General features: G+C 42.8%; 15 protein-coding genes. 2 read left to right on the forward strand and 13 right to left on the reverse strand.

Annotation, left to right across the window (positions count from 1 at the left end; all coding sequences use genetic code 11):
- Positions 1-7 precede the first annotated feature (7 nt).
- The 4 genes from FYJ51_RS07355 to FYJ51_RS07370 form a co-directional block, all read right to left on the reverse strand.
- The gene (locus FYJ51_RS07355; protein ID WP_154504576.1) at positions 8-655 is read right to left on the reverse strand and encodes a D-sedoheptulose-7-phosphate isomerase; all 648 of its coding nucleotides are present in this window, start codon (positions 653-655) and stop codon (positions 8-10) included.
- Positions 656-1,978, reverse strand: coding sequence for a D-glycero-beta-D-manno-heptose 1,7-bisphosphate 7-phosphatase (gmhB, locus tag FYJ51_RS07360; RefSeq protein WP_154504578.1), 1,323 nt, complete (start codon positions 1,976-1,978; stop codon positions 656-658). It lies immediately after the preceding gene.
- The gene (locus FYJ51_RS07365; RefSeq protein ID WP_154504580.1) at positions 1,975-2,982 is read right to left on the reverse strand and encodes a GHMP family kinase ATP-binding protein; all 1,008 of its coding nucleotides are present in this window, start codon (positions 2,980-2,982) and stop codon (positions 1,975-1,977) included. The genes gmhB and FYJ51_RS07365 overlap by 4 nt, the downstream gene beginning before the upstream one ends.
- 1,132 nt (positions 2,983-4,114) lie before the next feature.
- Positions 4,115-5,089 (reverse strand): glycosyltransferase family 2 protein, encoded by a 975-nt coding sequence (locus FYJ51_RS07370; RefSeq protein ID WP_154504582.1) that lies wholly within the window; start codon positions 5,087-5,089, stop codon positions 4,115-4,117.
- Between the two features lie 238 nt (positions 5,090-5,327).
- Here FYJ51_RS07370 and FYJ51_RS07375 point away from each other — a divergent pair, with 238 nt between their 5' ends.
- Positions 5,328-5,753, forward strand: a complete 426-nt coding sequence (locus FYJ51_RS07375; protein WP_154504584.1) for a hypothetical protein — start codon at positions 5,328-5,330, stop codon at positions 5,751-5,753.
- 444 nt (positions 5,754-6,197) lie between these two features.
- Here the strand turns inward: FYJ51_RS07375 and FYJ51_RS07380 are convergent, their stop codons facing one another.
- The 7 genes from FYJ51_RS07380 to FYJ51_RS07410 form a co-directional block, all read right to left on the reverse strand.
- The gene (locus FYJ51_RS07380; RefSeq protein ID WP_154504586.1) at positions 6,198-8,018 is read right to left on the reverse strand and encodes a DUF6056 family protein; all 1,821 of its coding nucleotides are present in this window, start codon (positions 8,016-8,018) and stop codon (positions 6,198-6,200) included.
- A 287-nt stretch (positions 8,019-8,305) separates the two neighbouring features.
- Positions 8,306-8,872, reverse strand: coding sequence for a dTDP-4-dehydrorhamnose 3,5-epimerase (gene rfbC / locus FYJ51_RS07385; protein ID WP_154504588.1), 567 nt, complete (start codon positions 8,870-8,872; stop codon positions 8,306-8,308).
- Entirely contained in the window at positions 8,872-9,951 is a 1,080-nt protein-coding gene (rfbB, locus tag FYJ51_RS07390) for a dTDP-glucose 4,6-dehydratase (protein WP_154504590.1), read from the reverse strand. The genes rfbC and rfbB overlap by 1 nt, the downstream gene beginning before the upstream one ends.
- On the reverse strand, positions 9,952-10,878 hold the full coding sequence (gene rfbD / locus FYJ51_RS07395; RefSeq protein ID WP_154504592.1) for a dTDP-4-dehydrorhamnose reductase: 927 nt from the start codon (positions 10,876-10,878) through the stop codon (positions 9,952-9,954).
- Positions 10,875-11,771 (reverse strand): glucose-1-phosphate thymidylyltransferase RfbA, encoded by an 897-nt coding sequence (rfbA, locus tag FYJ51_RS07400; RefSeq protein ID WP_154504594.1) that lies wholly within the window; start codon positions 11,769-11,771, stop codon positions 10,875-10,877. Before rfbA ends, rfbD begins: the two co-directional genes overlap by 4 nt.
- A gap of 87 nt (positions 11,772-11,858) precedes the next feature.
- Positions 11,859-13,034, reverse strand: coding sequence for a MerR family transcriptional regulator (locus FYJ51_RS07405; protein ID WP_328597270.1), 1,176 nt, complete (start codon positions 13,032-13,034; stop codon positions 11,859-11,861).
- The gene (locus FYJ51_RS07410; RefSeq protein ID WP_154504596.1) at positions 13,031-13,609 is read right to left on the reverse strand and encodes a DNA-directed RNA polymerase subunit alpha C-terminal domain-containing protein; all 579 of its coding nucleotides are present in this window, start codon (positions 13,607-13,609) and stop codon (positions 13,031-13,033) included. The genes FYJ51_RS07405 and FYJ51_RS07410 overlap by 4 nt, the downstream gene beginning before the upstream one ends.
- Before the next feature lie 276 nt (positions 13,610-13,885).
- On the opposite strand from FYJ51_RS07410, the gene FYJ51_RS07415 reads away from it, so the two are divergent.
- Positions 13,886-16,636 (forward strand): TOTE conflict system archaeo-eukaryotic primase domain-containing protein, encoded by a 2,751-nt coding sequence (locus tag FYJ51_RS07415; protein ID WP_154504598.1) that lies wholly within the window; start codon positions 13,886-13,888, stop codon positions 16,634-16,636.
- A 152-nt stretch (positions 16,637-16,788) separates the two neighbouring features.
- Here FYJ51_RS07415 and FYJ51_RS07420 read toward each other — a convergent pair whose 3' ends face one another.
- Both FYJ51_RS07420 and FYJ51_RS07425 read right to left on the reverse strand, forming a co-directional pair.
- Positions 16,789-17,118, reverse strand: a complete 330-nt coding sequence (locus FYJ51_RS07420) for a hypothetical protein (protein WP_154504600.1) — start codon at positions 17,116-17,118, stop codon at positions 16,789-16,791.
- A gap of 184 nt (positions 17,119-17,302) precedes the next feature.
- Complete coding sequence (locus FYJ51_RS07425; RefSeq protein WP_205946240.1) at positions 17,303-17,845, reverse strand: metal ABC transporter permease; 543 nt, start codon at positions 17,843-17,845, stop codon at positions 17,303-17,305.
- Between the last annotated feature and the right edge of the window lie 5 nt (positions 17,846-17,850).

Raw genomic sequence — 17,850 nt, forward strand, 5'->3', positions numbered from 1 at the left:
AATTCAATTACTTGCCAAAAAAATGATCCTCAAGCATCAGACACCAGCAATGGTAGATGGGCAAATGTAGTTCCTGAATCATATATGTTTCTCTCTCAGGTGCCTTTACAGCAATATCTGAAACCTTTGCAAGCTGACCTCCATCATTTCCCGTTAATCCGATTACTTTAATTCCGAGTGCTCTAGCGACAACTGTAGCATTGAGTATATTTTTACTATTTCCTGAAGTAGAGATTCCAAGAAATACATCACCTTTTTTCCCAAAGCCGTAAAGCTGCTGTGCAAAAACTCCAAGTCCGTCAACATCATTAATATATGCTGTGGTTAACGCCTCATGGGCAACCAGCGGAATAGCTTCAAGGGTCTGCTCCAGATTTGCAGCTAGACTCTTTCCAAGAAGAGGATCAATTTTTATCAGTTTTTCCGCAAAATCTTCAGGGACAGGCCGAGGAGTTTTGAAACGTTTCATCAATTCTCCCGCAATGTGCTCCGAGTCAGCGGCAGATCCCCCATTTCCTGCAATCAGTAGTTTTCCGCCATTCTCATATGAATTTTCCATGATTTGGTACGCATCTGTAATTTCCTTTCGGATTGATTTCAATGAGGGATAACGTTCCACTAAAGTATCAAGATGTTTTTCTAATTTCTTTTCCATTTATTCGCAACCTAATCTGTTCGATATCACTTGATCAGAGAATTCTTTCAGAGAACTAACTGTAACTTCCTGCCCAAAATCTTCTTCCCCAATCAGAGCAGTATGGCAGCCAGCATTTATTCCGGCTTGAATATCGTTTTTCCCATCTCCTACCATCCAAGAAGAAGATAGATCAATATTATATTCTTCAGCAGCTTTCAGCAACATTCCAGGTTTTGGTTTCCGACATTCACACGTGATCTTTAATTCTTTGATTTCGCCAGGATATCCTCGATCAGGATGATGAGGGCAGTAATATATTGCATTCAAATAGGCTCCTTGTCTTCCAAGAAGAGTTTCCATTTTATTATGAATTTGCCGAAGCTGCGGAACTGTAACTTCACCTCGTGCAATTACTGGTTGATTTGTAACAACAATCGCCAGATAACCGGCATGATTAATCTCACGGATTGCATCAGCAACTCCCTCAATTAATTCAAACTGGTTAATATCAGTCAAGAAGCCAACATATTTATTTATGGTTCCATCTCTATCAAGAAAAACTGCTCTCTGAGGATTTAATAAATTTCTTTGATGTACTATCCCTAGTTCATAATCTTTGCATACTGACTCATATCTATCGGGAGTTCCCATATCTTTGACATATTCCGGACTGTCATAGCAATACATTTTTCCTTTTCCAGCTAGTGGTTTTAGGAGATCCCGATCAAGATCTACTTTCTTGGTTTTTCCCTCATTATCTATTGTTCCAATCAAGCCGGGAACAATATTTTGCGAATACAGAACCTCTTTGTTAATTACATGAAGCCCTGCATTTACACGATTCTGATACCATTCAGGCCTAACATCTTCTTTATTAAGCCATTGAATAACCATATGATCTGAATCAGCAATAATTAAACCGCTGTCATATGGGTGATCATTAGGATGTGTAAATAGTGTGACTAATCCTCCTTTACTATGGTGAAAATCCACAAAACGATTAAAATCAATGTCAAACATTGCATCAGCGTTAAGTAGTAAAAACTCATTGCTTAGCTGATCCCTTATTTTGAATAATGCACCCGCATTCCCTAAAGGAGTTTTTTCAAGATAATATTCAATATGAACCCCAAACTTCTCTCCATTTCCGAAATAATTGATCAGTTGTTCTGCTTTATAACCTACAGTCAATAGTAAGTCAGTAAACCCTTGATCTCTCAGGCACTCGATTTCACGTTCAAGAACAGGTTTACCGTTGATTGGAATTAATGGTTTTGGAATATCTGGTGCAATTGAGGCAATTCTAGTTCCTCGTCCCCCAGCCATAATCACTGTCTTCATAATCTTTCTCTATATTCATAATTCTCTGGATTGTAATAAAGAACTCTAGTGCCATCATTCTCAAATTTAAAGGGAATATGAAGCAAGCCATGCATTGCTTCTCTCACTGCATTCTGATACTGAGGCTGAACATAGAAAACAAGGAAGCCTCCGCCACCTGCGCCAAGAAGCTTTCCGCCAAGAGCCCCAGCTTCAATTCCTTTCTGATATAAAGAGTCGATGCTATTAGTAGAGATCAGCTTGCCAGTATTCCGCTTTACTTTCCAGCTCTCATCGAGAAGTGCGCCGAAATCATCTAAATCACTTGTCTTATCCTCAAGGATACGTTCCGCAATATCAACAAAAGATAAAAGCTTCTTTAAATTGTTTTCTTTATTTTGGTTATTTTCTGCATTTGCTTTCTGAACATCAGAGGAGAAACGAGTAAAACCAGTAAAAAACATCATGAGATTATTATTCAGCATTTCTTTTTTTTCAGGACTGATAATAATCGGAAGAACTTCATATCCACCTTCATAAAAATTAATCCGATTTAATCCGCCAAAAGATGCGGCAATCTGATCCTGCCACCCGCCTGCTTCTGCGCAAAGGACTCGCTCAAGATAAATTGCTTCATCTGCTAACTTCTTTTTATCAGCGTATTTTCCTTTTAAGGCATAAAATGCATTTAGCATTCCAACCGCAAAAGATGAGCTAGTGCCTAATCCTGATCGTGCAGGAAGATCGGCTTCATAAGTCAGTCGAATTTCATGCATGTCAAGCATCTTCATTGCATTCCTAATAGCAGGATGCTCAATCTGATCAATAGATGTTACTCTTTCAGTCCTAGAATAAGAAAGTTCTGTAGAATAATCAAAAAAACGCGGCAAATGCCTCACAGTCACATAACAGTATTTATCGAACGTTGTTGAGATAACAGCTCCGCCATTATCGCGGAAAAAGCTTTCAAGATCTGTTCCTCCTCCGAAAAATGACATTCGAAACGGAGTTTTAGTAATCACCATAAAATCCCCTCACTTTTCACTCAGTCGCCTTGCAACCGCAGTTATTGTACAGCAAATGGCTGAATCAAAAAAGTAATCGAGAACTAAGCAAAAATGGGTATGACTTGCGAACATTCTCAGGCATGCTGAACGTCTCTTAATAACAGGGTCCTGACTACTCATTTCGGTTTTTGTTCTCCAGCCACCTTTTCTGATTTGAAACGTATATACAGACAGACCGATACGATCATACTGAATACTCATCATTCTCAATACATTACTTTGTAGAGATATTTCTAAAGCCAGATACACATATTGAGGATCAGCAGCATCTGCTCAACGCACTTGGAGTCATTAGTGTCTGCCTTATAGACTTTTCTAATACAACTTGCTTCAGTAATCACCAGATAATTCGAAGCGTTTCCATAATAAACGATTAATGAATCCAGCTTTATGTGCTTGATAAGAGAATCTTCAGTTCACTCACCAGTTGAATTTCCTTTGCCGCATTGAATTGCAACAACTATGCAGATTTGATCCTTGGACAGTACCCCTCTTCCTTTTCTCGCCGAACTCATGCATGATTTCTGTTTCATTCAGAACCCAGATATGATCCGAGAGGATCAGGCGATCCTGATGGCCATCGACTGTTGTAAAGATCTTGTTCCGCCATAAGTGAGTTGTCGTATCCGATACTCATCACGTATAGCTAGCTAGTTCTTCTGTGGGGGTAGTATATCATGAATAAATGCGTCTTTATCAGAAATCAAATTCTTCTTTTGCAGAATAAGAAAACTGGTCCAGAAAAGTAGACTAAACTTACATCCGCAGTTACTGCATTAGAATCTCTTATATCAGGAGAAGGCCTTATTAAAATACAATGGATACTTCCACACTATTACAGCGAGACGGCCTTCCATAGAATACAGTTGATTCATCAAAAGTGAAGAAACTCTATTTACCATGATTAGTCCGACAAGTAACAGCCTTCTCAAGATTAAAAAATCAGAATAGAACAATGACACAATGATTAAAAAAGATGATCTTTCAAAAAGAGTAAGGTACGTAAAGTTTACCAAAGTGAAAACAATCTCTAAGAAATTAAAGATATTATTTGCTTTCTTTCTATTAATTATTTGAGAAAAGTAATTGATTATTGGCCAGTTTGAGACTCGTCTCTAAAAGTACGCTCGCTGATGATATAGCGCGGACGATGCTTGGACTCCAGATACGTCTTGCCGACATACTCGCCGATGATGCCAAGGCTCAATAAGATGATGCCTCCTAAGAAGCAGATGATGCATACAATCGAAGCCCATCCGGCAATCGTATGACCGGTCACTGCCCGGACAATTGCCCAGATGATGCCGACAATGCCGATCAGCGAGACGAAGATGCCGAGCTTTGCGATCATATGAATCGGTTCAATCGAAAGACTCGTGATGCCATCTACCGCAAGCGCGATCATCTTCTTCAGCGGATAGTGGCTCTTTCCTGCGATGCGCTCATGACGTTCGTAATACACGCAGGTACTCTTGAATCCGACCAGCGGAAACATGCCTCTGAGGAAGATATTAACCTCTTTGAAGTCCGCAAAATGCTGCAGGACTTTCGAACTCACTAACCGGTAGTCCGCATGGTTGTAGACCGTCTCCACTCCCATCCGGTTCATGAACTTATAGAACGATTCTGCACTGGTCCGTTTGAACCACGTATCCGTATCGCGCTTCGATCTGACGCCGTAGACGATCTCCGCCCCGTTCAGATATTCCTTCACCATCTGATCCATGGCATTGATGTCATCCTGGCCATCGCAGTCAATCGAGATCGTGATATCGCAGTGATCCTTGGCTTCCATAAGTCCTGCTAGCACCGCATTCTGATGTCCCCGGTTGCGGGACTGAGCAATGCCGATATAATGTTCATCCTCTGCCGCAAGATCGCAGATGATCTTCCAGGTACTGTCTTTGCTGCCATCATTGACAAACAGGATTCTCGAATCTTCTGCAATCAGTCCCTGTCCCGCTAGATCCTGGATCTTCTTCAGAAACTGCGGCGCAGTAATGGGCAGCACCTCCTGCTCGTTGTAGCAGGGAATCACGATCCAGAGCACTGGTTTATTAATCATATATACCCCCCTAAAAATATGGAGCGGTCTCGGAAAAGCTTCTGAGGCTTAACCAAGCCGCTATTTATTCAGGCATTTCTGCCTTGCCCCCTCTTTTTTTGAGAAGGTTTTTTACTTTTTCCTCTTGACAAGAACCTGTTGGCCGCGGCCTCGCTCCGCTCGGCTAGTTATGGGAACCGAGGAGGTTTCTGTATGCTCCAACATATTTCTTCTAAGTCTGACTATCTCGATTTCCTGCATGATTAGAAAAACAAGTTGTCTTTCTCTGATCGCAACCGCTCAGTTTTTCGACATAAACCAGGAGCTCCCTCCCAGATATATATGCTTCGATTCTGCAAGCGCTTCTTATAACATCTACGAATATCTGCGCCATAAAGATACCATACCTGTCATTGATTGGAAAATGCGAAAATCACGCCTTAGAAATCCCTATGTAGAATGTGGACATCTCAATGAACGTAGCGTTCCTGTCTGCCAGAATGGAACTGAGATGGTCCATGATGGTTACGATCGTTTTATGAAGGCTACGAAATCCAGCTATCCTCTCAAAATAAGAAAGATTGATTTCTGTCCGTTTGGCGATCAGTACAGTAAATCAGATGACGGCGGAGCAGTGAAAATCTTTGAAAAGGAAACTCTTCAGCCCATTGATGTATGGCTCTGACGAATGGAAAGAAATCTACAAGAACCGTACTTCCACTGAATGAATCAATAACCACATTCTCAATGACTACGGTCTTCATTCTCTTTCCTGCCGGAACGGATCAAAACATAACTTCTTCGTCATGCTCGCAGGTATCAACATTCATCTTGATGCCTGGGGAAAAGCTGAGCACTTCAGCTGATCAGTAGAAATTCATTTCTCAGGCAGCGTCGTATGATACCTTTTTTTCATGCAGCATTTGCTCTTCATAATCAATAATTCATGAATTTCATTACCTATCAGGCATCCCTCCCTTCAGTGCGTCCGGGACTTCCGAAACTACTCATATAGATTCAATATTATGTAGGTAATTTCAAACTGTAAAGCTTTCAACTTTTTTATACGTAACTATCAAAAGTTCCTGTGGAATGCAACATGTACATATAAACTTACAAAGCAAAGATTTTAATCTTCAACAAAAATATATTTAACTTCAGATTTTTTCCCCGAAACAGTATCTACCAATTGAACTTTTAATTTTCCTAAAGCCAGTATTTCACTTTTAACATGCGTAGAATAATAGCCATTCCTATCAAAAACTGTTTCGTATTCTTTATCATTAATGACTATAACTGTATTTCTATCCATGGCTACTGGAGTCACAGCAATATTTACACCTAGATTCTCATCTCTAGAAGTGGAAGTGTCTATTTTCTCCGGATAGATTGACTTGATTTCTGGGTCTTTGAATTTAATATACTCATATTCATTTCCCGGCATATCAAAATCCTGCCACAATAATACGACTTCTTGAGGAATTTCATAAAAGTTTTTTAACCATGGAGAAATAATAGATTGCTGGTAGGGCATCTGAGAAGTAAATCTGTCATCATATAATCTATAAAGCAATATATAATCTACTGGAACTCCCTCTTTAATTAATTGTGACTTTTCAAATAATTTATTTTGATTCAACACATTAATTTCTGAGTTTTTTTTGTAACCGTTAGTGACATAAGAAAGGTTAATAATTGATAATATAGAAACTGAAATTAGCCCAGCTTGATAAACCCTTTTGCTATGACTTGTAGCATTATAATTAAACATTGCAATATCTGCAAAAATGAGATGGAGTATTATTAGAAATGGCAATACAGTTCTACTATCAATCGAAGGAGAAAGCAACATCATTCCCTGGGAGCAAACACTTCCAATTAACAAAGAAAACAAATATATCTTTTTTTCTTTTAATAAATAAATACTGACCTGGACTAGAAAAAGAACGATTAAGCTGTATCCGCATAACAGTGCTATAAAATTCATTCTTTGTCCTTGCAATAAATAGAAGTAGCACCCAAAAGCACTCACTATAAGGTTACATAAAAGGAGTATTTTTTTATTCTTTTTATTCTTGATATTGTAATCAACATAAATAAAAGACAGCCAAATTGAGAAAATAATAAGAATAAAGATAAAAATATCACCAAGAGTATTAACTAACAGTTTTGGAAGATTTTCTCCTATTTTTTCGAATAAAGAAAGTTGTCTGAATTCATTGTAGAAATCACTGTTCGCTCTAACAAAATTTCCTGGAGCGAATATTTCAATTATTGCACCAACGATTCCAGCAATATATACAGCTATATTTTTATAGGAAAGACGTTTTGAAACACTAAATATTATTAAAATGGAGCAGAATACAAATGTCAAAACCGCTACCTGTTCTTGTGAAAACCCAGCAATAAACAAGAATAAACCAATTAGGAAAAATTGAGTGTTCTTCTTCAAACCTACGTTTATCAAAAGATTTGCCAAAAGCAAAAAAACAAAAGGCCAAACATATAATTCTGAAGCGGTATACCAGAACACCCCATCACTAAAGACGGAAAGGCTAGTCATACCGTATAGAATAATGGCTATCCATGCAGCAAGGAAATCTTTCTCTTTTTTCTTTACTAACTGATATATCAGCAATGTGATCAAGAAAATAATGCAGGCTTGAAAATCTTGTATGAACCATTGCCCAATTCGTATCGCAATTATTCCAATTGCAAAAAACAGAACTCTACCTCCCCAATTTAGATAATGCCATTTCAAAAAATGTAAGAGATCAGCAAAAGTCCAATTCATTCCATTTGAATTTAAGGTATATCCGTAACTTAAACTAGCATATCCAAAATCATCAAAATGAAGGAAAACAAATTTATGCTGTATTATCAAAAATACAAAATAGGCTATCCACAATGCATAAAATAATAAAGCTTTTTTATTTTGATTACCGCGCATAAAATCCCCCATTTATTAATATACGTTTAATTCACGGTGCCCAGTCAAAAGGAATAAGAACTGATCATTTCTTCCGTTTAAAATAATACTTTTCCGGTGAAAAAGAATCTTTTTTGAAAAAAAGAGCAGCATATTCCTTTAACTAAGACTTAAGACAATTTGCTTGGAATTCTGCATATCATCCGGAATCTACGTAACGCTTTACAATATGTTAGTGTTTTTTTCTATTAATTATTCACATTGATACGAATATAAAAATAACTCATTTGATCACAAACTTATTGCGGTTAATAATTAATGAAGAATTCAAACTTCTGATCCTTGAAGAATTCATGAAGCTTGTCTTTTGCACTGGTCTTGTATGGAACATCCAGCTTCGGCCACTCTACATTGACAGTTGGATCATCCCATGGAATGCCGCCCTCGCTGGTCGGATCATAGATATCCGTGCACTTGTAGACAAACTCTGCCATATCGCTTAATACCAGGAAGCCATGGGCAAAGCCTTCCGGAATATAGAACATATTTTTGAGACGCTCATCCAGCGTAACTCCGGTCCACTGACCGAAGGTTGCACTATTTGGTCTGCAGTCTACTGCTACGTCAAAGACCTGACCTCTCGTAACACGGACCAGTTTTCCCTGGGTATGATTTTTCTGGAAATGAAGACCTCTCAGCACTCCCTTGGAAGAAGAGCTTTCATTGTCCTGCACGAATGGTCTTGTGATTCCTGCCTGTTCAAACAGATCCTGCTGGTAGGTTTCCATGAAATAGCCGCGTTCATCACCATGAACGTTCGGATAGATCACTACAACTCCAGGGATCTTTGTTTCTTCAAAACGGAACTGCTCCATCAGTCTAACTCCTTCTTTGCACTGTACATGGTCTCATAGTACTTCTGGTAGTTTCCGGAAGTGATATGATCCATCCATTCTTCATGGTGCAGATACCAGTCAATCGTTAATACGATTCCCTTTTCAAACGGAGTCTCCGGATACCATCCAAGATCATTCTTGATCTTGGTCGGATCAATACCATAACGGCGGTCATGACCTAAGCGGTCTGTGACATGATGAATGAGACTTTCATTAATCTCTTCATCCTTGAGACGATCATGAAGCTGGGCAATGATGGTTTTTACGATGAAGATATTCGGTCTTTCATTATGACCGCCGACATTGTATACTTCGCCGATCTTTCCATTGGAGGCAACCATATCAATGGCCTTGCAGTGATCTGCGACATACAGCCAGTCTCTGATCTGCATGCCATCTCCATAGACCGGCAGTTCCTTATGATGCTTCACATTGTTGATCATTAATGGAATCAGCTTCTCCGGGAACTGATACGGACCATAGTTATTGGAACATCTGGTGATATTGACCGGCATCCCATACGTATCATGGAAAGCTTTGACAAACAGATCTGCACTTGCCTTGGAAGCCGAATACGGAGAATGCGGGTTCAATGGCGTCGTCTCCATGAAGTATCCTTCTGCACCTAGTGCTCCATATACTTCATCCGTAGATACCTGCAGATACTTCTTTCCTGCTTTCCAGGTTCTGCTTTCTGCATCATACCAGGCATCCTTGCACCGCTGAAGAAGGTTCACGGTACCCATGACATTCGTCTGAACGAAAATCTCCGGATTTGCAATGGAACGGTCTACATGAGACTCTGCGGCAAAGTTGATCACATAGTCCGGGTCATACTTCTTCAGAAGATCAGCAACCAGTTCCTTATCGCAGATGTCTCCCTGAACAAAAATATGCCTCTTATCGTTCTCTGCGTCTTTCAGATTCTCCAGATTTCCTGCATAAGTCAGCTTATCCAGGTTGATGATCCGAATATCCTGGTATTTCTGAAGCATGTAATAGACAAAATTCGTACCGATGAAACCGGCACAGCCGGTTACCAGATAAGTTGCAGTCATTCAGTGTTCCTCCTTCATTCCATTATTGCCATCCCAGTTCCTGAAGAATTCCTCGAGAGCAGTTCGCCAGTCGCGCATCTCATTGCCAATCGTGCACCGCAGCATCCGATTATCCAGTGCAGACCAGGCAGGCCGATCTGCCGACTGTGGATGTTTCTGCTTATAACCTTCGGTAGAAATCGGTGCAACGGTTGCATCAATACCTGCATCTTTCACGATCTCTGAAGCAAAGTCATACCAGGAGCAGATTCCTTCCCCAGTGCAGTGATACAGTCCATATTCTGCGGTGTCTGCAAGCTGCAGCAGCTCATGGGCAAGATCTGCGGCATTGGTAGGATTTCCGCACTGGTCATTCACTACTTCAAGTGCACCTGTCTTCTTTGCCGCATTCACAATCGTCTTCACAAAGTTCTTCCCATAGTAGGAATACAGCCAGGCAGTACGGACAATAAAGTATCTGCTGCAGAAGGCTTTGACAAATTCCTCACCGGCAAGCTTTGTGGAACCATATGCAGAAATCGGATTCGGACGATCTGATTCGTCTCTGGGAACCTTGCCATTGTCTTTTCCGTCAAAGACATAATCCGTTGAGACATGAATCAGCTTCGCTCCGCATTCTTCCGCAGCAATAGCAAGATTCCGAGGACCTAATGCATTTGCCTGGAAGGCAACATCATGATTTGTCTCACAGCCATCTACATTCGTAAATGCTGCACAGTTGATAATGAGATCCGGATTCACATTCCGGACATATTCTTTTACTTCAGAAAGCTTGCTGAGATCCAGCGTGTCGAGATCAATCGGAACTGCCTCTGCATGTTTCAGAGACTCCGGTATGGATCCGATCTCACTGCAGCCAAGTCTTAACTGCTTCTGAATCTCCGTTCCAAGCTGCCCTTTGCAGCCAGTAATCAGTATTCTTGTCATTTCTGCTTATAAACCATCCTGTCATCTGCTACATTACGTAAATGCTGTCCATAAGGAGACTTCCCATACGCCTCTGCCGCCTTCAGCAGCTCTTCCTTGGTAATCCATCCGAACTTATAGGCAATTTCCTCCGGAGCAGAGATCACGATTCCCTGCCTTGCCTCCACCATATGAATGAACTCTGCCGCCTCCAGCAATGACTCCATCGTTCCGGTATCAAGCCATGCAAACCCTCTGCCAAGAATCTGAACATCCAGCTTCTTTTCTTCCAGATACATGGAATTCAGTGTTGTAATCTCAAGCTCTCCGCGCGCAGAAGGTACCACCTTCTCCGCCATTGCAGAAACTCCCTTCGGGTAGAAATACAAACCAGTTACTGCATAGTTGGACTTCGGATGGGCAGGCTTCTCTTCCATGCTCAGTGCATGGCCATCTTCATCAAACTCCACGACTCCGAACCGTTCCGGATCTGCCACATAGTATCCGAATACCGTAGCTCTTCCATTCTCTTCAGCATCTCTGACTGCTTCTCTCAAGGTTGCAGCAAACCCTCTGCCATAGAAGATGTTGTCTCCAAGGACCATGGCACAGGCATCATCACCGATGAATTCTTTGCCGATCAGGAAGGCCTGCGCCAGGCCCTCTGGTTTTGGCTGAACGGCATAAGTCAGATGGAGTCCATAAGACGCCCCATCTCCCAGCAGTTCCTCAAATCTTGGCGTATCGCTTGGCGTAGAAATAATCAGGATATCTCTGATTCCCGCCAGCATCAGCGTGCTCAATGGATAATAGATCATCGGCTTATCATAAACAGGCAGCAGCTGCTTTGAAGTCACTCTTGTCAATGGATAAAGCCTTGTGCCAGCACCGCCGGCAAGTACGATACCTTTCATCTTCAGTCATTTCCTCCAACAAGCACATTAAAAGATGACGTTACGTCATCTTCAAGAACTTTCTGGTCATTTTTCTGAATATCTAGTTTATTCTGCAAGAAAGACTCCTGCATCTTTCGTGATATGGAATCCATCTCGTACTTTATTCTGTACGAACTCCCGGAATTCCTTATAGTGATCCAGAAGCAGTCTGTTCTGATTGCCATGACAGCTGAGAATATAGGAAATCAGAGGGTCAGCTTCGGAAATCTCAATGGAATCTTCATATCTTCTTAAAATGACAGATCTGAAGTATGGCTTCAGAATTTCCTCTCCATTCTCCAGTCCGAACTGATCATAGAGATTTTCAGCCGCAAGACGGATCTCAGGGTTGAATTTCTGAACCAGCTGCGTGATTTCCTTCATATGCTTAGCCCCATACGTGCTTGCCGCCAAGGTTCCCTCCGGCTTCAGGACTCTTCTGATCTCTCTCAGTGTTTGATCCAGGTCATTGCTGTAGAACAATACGTGATTTGCAATCACGAGATCAAATGACTGATCAGAATATGGGATATGGTCCATCTCAATCGTCTGAAATGAGAAATGCTGATCCTCTGACAGTTTGTGCTGAACTTCCCTGACCATGCCCTCTGAAGAATCAGAAAGCAGAATCCAAATCTCTGAAGGAATATGACTGAGGTTTTCCAGCCATAATGCTCCGTTTCCGCAGCCCAGTTCCAGTACACGCATTCCAGGTTTCAGGGGCATCTGACGGAAAAGCCATGGAAACCACCCTTCCGGGTTCACAGAGAAATCACGATGAAGAGCAATTCTGGCATTGATATTTGTTGCATTCTGATACTGGGTCCGAAGTTCTGTTTCCATATCGGTCAGATGAATCAGATTCAGCATCTGTTCCCAGTCGATTTCATGTTTCTGTTCCAATGCTGCTGAGGTCTGATCTACCGCAAGAATCATGGACTGCAGCTCTTCCTGCCGCTCCTGAAGCAGACGTTTCTGAATCTTCAGCGATTCATTCAGAAAATGAGGATCTGCGGAAGCCAAGGTCATTTCACGGATCTCTTCCAGAGAAAATCCAAGATACTTGAACAGCAGAATCTGCTGAAGCTTTGCAAAGTCCTGATCAGAATATAATCTGGCCCCTGCTTCTGTATGCATGGAAGGCTTCAGCAGATTCATCTTGTCATAGTAGCGAATCGTCCTCAGCGTCACATGGGCTTTTTCTGCAAACTCACCGGAAGAATACATTCCTTTTCTGTTCACGATGCGTCACCATCCTTCACCATTGCGGCTTCTGCTTTGGCAAGAACCTCTTTTCTTCCTTGTTCTCCTAAGAGCCTGATTGCGGACAGTCTTCCTTCCTGTTCTGATTTCAGAATGTCTTTTACCGTAAAAAGTTCTGCAGCTTTCAGAAGATTATAGGATCTGACCGTCAAGTTCAGCTGTTCCAGAGTGATCTTTTCTGCTCGAGGATCATCAACGATTCCGGCAATTGCCGCCTTCTGCTTTTCCAGGACAATCTGCAGCCCGTTCTGAATCAGATCCATGTTTTCAGGTCTGGAAAGATTCTTGAGCAGGCGATGAAGCGCAGTCCTGACTCTGGCTTCCGAAATATCTTCGGACACCGCAATTGCTCTGCAGGACTGCCCCTCGAGATATCTTTTTCTGAGAAACCTCTGCAGTCTGGCACTCAGAGAAAAGACTGCCTGTTCCAGACCATTTCTCTGATCTTCTGTCATTGCATAGCATGCCGGGTCAAACGGTATTCCTGCCTGCTCATAGACATCAATCAGAAGATTCAGAGGATATTCATTCAGATAAGTATTTTCTGAAATCATTTCATCATTCTCTTTCGAAACTATGATACCAGATTCTTCTGATGAGACTGCTTCCTCCTGCAGTGCAGACGGCTGAGCCTCCTCAGACCTCTGCCTATTCTCTGCAGATCAGATAGGTCTTTGCGACAACGATTCCCCTTGTTTCTGCTCATTTGCACAAAGATGGAACCCTGGATTTTCATGTTCTTCCATGATGCAGGTTCATGCTGCCTGCAGTCTTCCGCCATCGGATAGTTCACACGCTATAATGAGTTCAGATCGACTTTGAGGCTGCTTATGGATGATCAGAACCAGGAACTGGAACAATTGCGGAACGAAAACAAAGAGCTGAAAGAGATTCTTTCAGAGCACGGTCTTCTTCCGCAGAAATACCTCCCGGTTCTGAAGAAGGAAGATAAGATCAGAATCTACCTGGATTACTTTGCCGGAAGAACTGATATTTTTGCATATCGCTACTACAGCAGAAAACGTGATCAGTATGGCTGGAATCCGGTATGCCGCAACAATATGACAGTTGTCTGTCCTCATGCTTCCGGCAGCGGACAGACCTGTCTGAAGTGCCCTCATCGCTCCTTCCGCGGTCTGAAGAAAGAAGACCTTGAAAACTACTTCACCGGAAAGGCGATTCCAAAGGGGATCGGTTTATATCCGCTGATGGATCATTCTCTCTGCCAGATCCTGGCAATCGATTTTGACGAGGACGACTGGTTCCATGCCATGCGCGGTGTCTATGAGACAGCCTTATCCTATGGTTTCTATCCCATCATGGAGCGATCAAATTCCGGAGCAGGCGGACATCTCTGGTTCTTCTTTGCGGTTCCTGTCCGCGCTCTTCTTGCCCGGAGAATGGGAGAAGGACTGCTCAGAGAATCTATGAAACATAACCGGAATCTTTCCTTCAGTTCCTTTGATCGCCTGTTCCCGAATCAGGATTACCTGCCGGAAAACGGTGTCGGCAATCTGATTGCCCTGCCCCTGAATGGTTCTCACTTATCCGATGGGAAAACATTCTTCCTGTCTGAAGAAGGCACTCAGATTCCGCACCCGTTCGATTACCTTCGCACGCGGAAGAAAATCACTGCCGAAGAGCTTGCCGCCTTTCTGAATACACAGAATTCTGAAACCTACTTCTTTGACCAGGACCAGTTAGCGATGCGTCTCGAAACCGGGATGAAGTTCAGTTCAGAAATCAAGGGAACAAGAGGAGCCATGCTTCGATTTGAAAAACGATTCCTGAATGCAGCAACCTTGCTCCAGCTGAGGAGCTTATCAAGCATGTGGAACTCGAAGTTCTTTGAAGCGCAGAGAAACCATCGCTCTGTCTACGGAATTGCTCGAGTTCGTTCTTTCTGCGACGAAGACGAGAAGTACATCTCGCTGCCACGAGGAACAGAAGAAAAACTGGTTTCCATCTTTCCTGAAAGCCGGATCACCATCAGCGATCAGACAACGACCGGAGAACCCATTGAGGTTTCTTTCCTCGGCAAACTCAGAAAGAACCAGGAACAAGCTGCACCAATCCTCATGAAGCATGATCTGGGAATTCTGGATGCCACTACCGGCTTCGGAAAAACGGTGCTTGCGATCTGGATCATTGCACAGCTGAAGGTATCAACACTGGTCCTGGTTCCAAAAATCACAATTCTGAATCAATGGGTAAATCAGATTCATACTTTTCTGAACTACCCCGACAAAGAAAAGATACATCATCCATATGTCCGAAAGCTGAAAGGCGGCTCCAAGAACCCGGGATTCCATATCGACGTTGCCAGCATGGATACGGTTTCCGGTTTTGAACACCTGGAAGAATTCATGAGTCATTACGGACTTCTGATCATAGATGAAGTACATCGCGCCGGGTCTGAAACCTGTCTGAAAATCCTGCGCAACACTCCTTGCAGATACATCTATGGGTTTACTGCAACCCCGAAACGAGAAGACGGGCTCGAGAAAGCCATTTTCATGTTCTGCGGACCGATCCGGTTCCGGGAATCCACTGCTGAAGCAAGGCGGTCTTATACCTTCAGGCAAGTACTGATCCCGCGGTATACTGCCGCTGAAATTCTCGGTTCGAAGATTACCCCCAGCAGCCTTCTGAAGGAGCTCTCAGAAGACCAGGCAAGAAACTTCCTGATCTTCCAGGATATCCATAAGGAATACAATGAGAACCAGAAAATTCTCGTATTCTCAGAACGAATTGAACATCTGAACGTCCTGTTCAGAATGCTGGAAGACGCAGATATCTATACAGAGCTGGTGACTGGGGCTATGAACAAGACCGAGCGGAATGCAGCAATCGAACGATTGAAAAAACATGATCCCGAACAAGGCTTCGTACTGCTGAGCACAAGTTCCCTGCTTGGCGAAGGTTTCGATCTTCCGATTCTTTCCTGTCTGTTTCTTACTCTGCCGATCTCCGGAGAAAGCAGAATCATTCAGTATACCGGCCGCATTCATCGGAACTATGAAGGAAAAGACCTGGTCAAGGTGTATGACTATGTGGATTCCCGTATTCCGATGGCAATGGCCATGTATGGAAAACGATTGAAGCAGTACCAGAAAGAAGGATATGGAGTTCAGGAACAGGAAGCACAGGAAGAGATATCCGTTGATCGCTACTACTATGCAGGAAGTTCCTGGCATGAGCCGTGGAATCAGGACCTCACCCACGCCCGAAAAGAAGTTCTCTTCTTCCTTACCGATCCTGATCTCAATACCATTCAGAACGAATATCAGAATCTGAATAAACTCGTTCATAGGGGAATAAACCTGTATTTTGTGCTGAATACAGAAATTCAGAATTCTTCTGTCTCAGAATACTTATCCAATCTTGGCGAGGTGCTGAAAGCACCCCACCAGCAGAACTTCGTTCTGGTGGACCGATCTATTGTCTGGAATTCAAGCCATGATTTCTTAAGCCCCGATCAAAGTACCAGATACTGCACCAGAGAGAATAATCCGGAACATGCAGAAGAACTGCGGCATATTCCGGAGCTGAAGCAGAAAGAGCCTATGATTCTTTTCTGAAGAATCCTTCGGGCAGCATCTTTTCATCCTGAACTCAGAGAAAAGATTAACTTCCTCTTGCCGTCCGTTAAGCATATATTTCTAATGAGAAGCAGAAATGCCTGGTTTCCCAGCCACGTTCTTTCTGCTGTCGAAGCTATGATCTGTTCCGCTCATTCTGTTCCTGCAGATCCGATTGCAGGACTCGCATCCCATCCGAACAATGGAACCATCTCTGCATCCAGCAGTTTTGGATAGATATAGTTTTCATCCGTAGAATAATCAAATTCTCCCTGGATAACAATCTGTTCTCCTTCGGCCGGATAATCATCCGGATAGACATGTGTTCCCTCCCATTCAAGCAGGATACCCTGAGCACAGCACTGGGCTGCGTCCGGAATTAGACATACCGGTGCTTGCTCTCCTCTGGAATTTCTTCCCTCTGTAAGATATCCGCAGATTCTGATGGTCTTATGCCGGTAATTCTCCGGGCTCAGCATCATGCTGTAAACTTCAGAATAAACAATTGTACTGCTCTGCCCAACCAGATCGAGATCAATGCCATCATCAGGTTCTTCTTATTCAGAGATGGGTTCCACCCCCTGAGAAGTCTGGGTTTCAAAGGAGTGCAACCATGCATGCATTCAAATAAGAGACCAGCGATCAAAGCAGTCAGAAGCTTCCGGATCATGGTCTCATTCTTCCGCCGATCAGGACCATCAGAAAGATCATGAGATCTGTCGCAGCAATCGTCGACCCTACCGGCGTCCCGGCCAGAATTGCAATCAGAATTCCGGCAGCGGTACCAAATGCACCGATGACTGCCGAGAAGATCGAAACCCTTCTGAAATCAGAAAATATCTGCATAGCAGTGACAGCCGGGAAAATCACTAATGCTGAGATCAAGAGAGAACCGACAAGCTCCATTGCCAGAACAACCGTCACTGCAATGATCCCGGCTAGAAAAGTATTCAGAGCAGAAACCCTCGTGCCAGTTGCTTCGGCAAATTCTTCATCAAAGGAAATCCGGAAAATCTCCCGGTAATACACCAGATAAATCACCATCACGACAGCCGAAAATAGAGCACAGATCATCACCTCCCCGGAAGTCAGTGTAAGAATTGAAGTGGATCCGAACAAGGTCGAACACACATCTCCGCTGAGATTGCCCGATACCAGGAAAAGATTCATGATCAGATAGCCAAGCGCCAGCGAAGGAACAGAGATCATTGTCG

This window comes from Stecheria intestinalis (assembly GCF_009696165.1).
Classification (GTDB): Bacteria; Bacillota_I; Bacilli_A; order Erysipelotrichales; family Erysipelotrichaceae; genus Bulleidia; species Bulleidia intestinalis.

What these genes read in the sequence shown, in the direction of transcription:
- FYJ51_RS07355 (WP_154504576.1), bottom strand. Translation starts at nt 655, where the DNA reads ATGGAAAAGAAATTAGAAAAACATCTTGATACTTTAGTGGAACGTTAT.
- gmhB (WP_154504578.1), bottom strand. Translation starts at nt 1,978, where the DNA reads ATGAAGACAGTGATTATGGCTGGGGGACGAGGAACTAGAATTGCCTCA.
- FYJ51_RS07365 (WP_154504580.1), bottom strand. Translation starts at nt 2,982, where the DNA reads ATGGTGATTACTAAAACTCCGTTTCGAATGTCATTTTTCGGAGGAGGA.
- FYJ51_RS07370 (WP_154504582.1), bottom strand. Translation starts at nt 5,089, where the DNA reads ATGATTAATAAACCAGTGCTCTGGATCGTGATTCCCTGCTACAACGAG.
- FYJ51_RS07375 (WP_154504584.1), top strand. Translation starts at nt 5,328, where the DNA reads ATGATTAGAAAAACAAGTTGTCTTTCTCTGATCGCAACCGCTCAGTTT.
- FYJ51_RS07380 (WP_154504586.1), bottom strand. Translation starts at nt 8,018, where the DNA reads ATGCGCGGTAATCAAAATAAAAAAGCTTTATTATTTTATGCATTGTGG.
- rfbC (WP_154504588.1), bottom strand. Translation starts at nt 8,872, where the DNA reads ATGGAGCAGTTCCGTTTTGAAGAAACAAAGATCCCTGGAGTTGTAGTG.
- rfbB (WP_154504590.1), bottom strand. Translation starts at nt 9,951, where the DNA reads ATGACTGCAACTTATCTGGTAACCGGCTGTGCCGGTTTCATCGGTACG.
- rfbD (WP_154504592.1), bottom strand. Translation starts at nt 10,878, where the DNA reads ATGACAAGAATACTGATTACTGGCTGCAAAGGGCAGCTTGGAACGGAG.
- rfbA (WP_154504594.1), bottom strand. Translation starts at nt 11,771, where the DNA reads ATGAAAGGTATCGTACTTGCCGGCGGTGCTGGCACAAGGCTTTATCCA.
- FYJ51_RS07410 (WP_154504596.1), bottom strand. Translation starts at nt 13,609, where the DNA reads ATGATTTCAGAAAATACTTATCTGAATGAATATCCTCTGAATCTTCTG.
- FYJ51_RS07415 (WP_154504598.1), top strand. Translation starts at nt 13,886, where the DNA reads ATGGATGATCAGAACCAGGAACTGGAACAATTGCGGAACGAAAACAAA.
- FYJ51_RS07420 (WP_154504600.1), bottom strand. Translation starts at nt 17,118, where the DNA reads ATGATGCTGAGCCCGGAGAATTACCGGCATAAGACCATCAGAATCTGC.
- FYJ51_RS07425 (WP_205946240.1), bottom strand. Translation starts at nt 17,845, where the DNA reads ATGATCTCTGTTCCTTCGCTGGCGCTTGGCTATCTGATCATGAATCTT.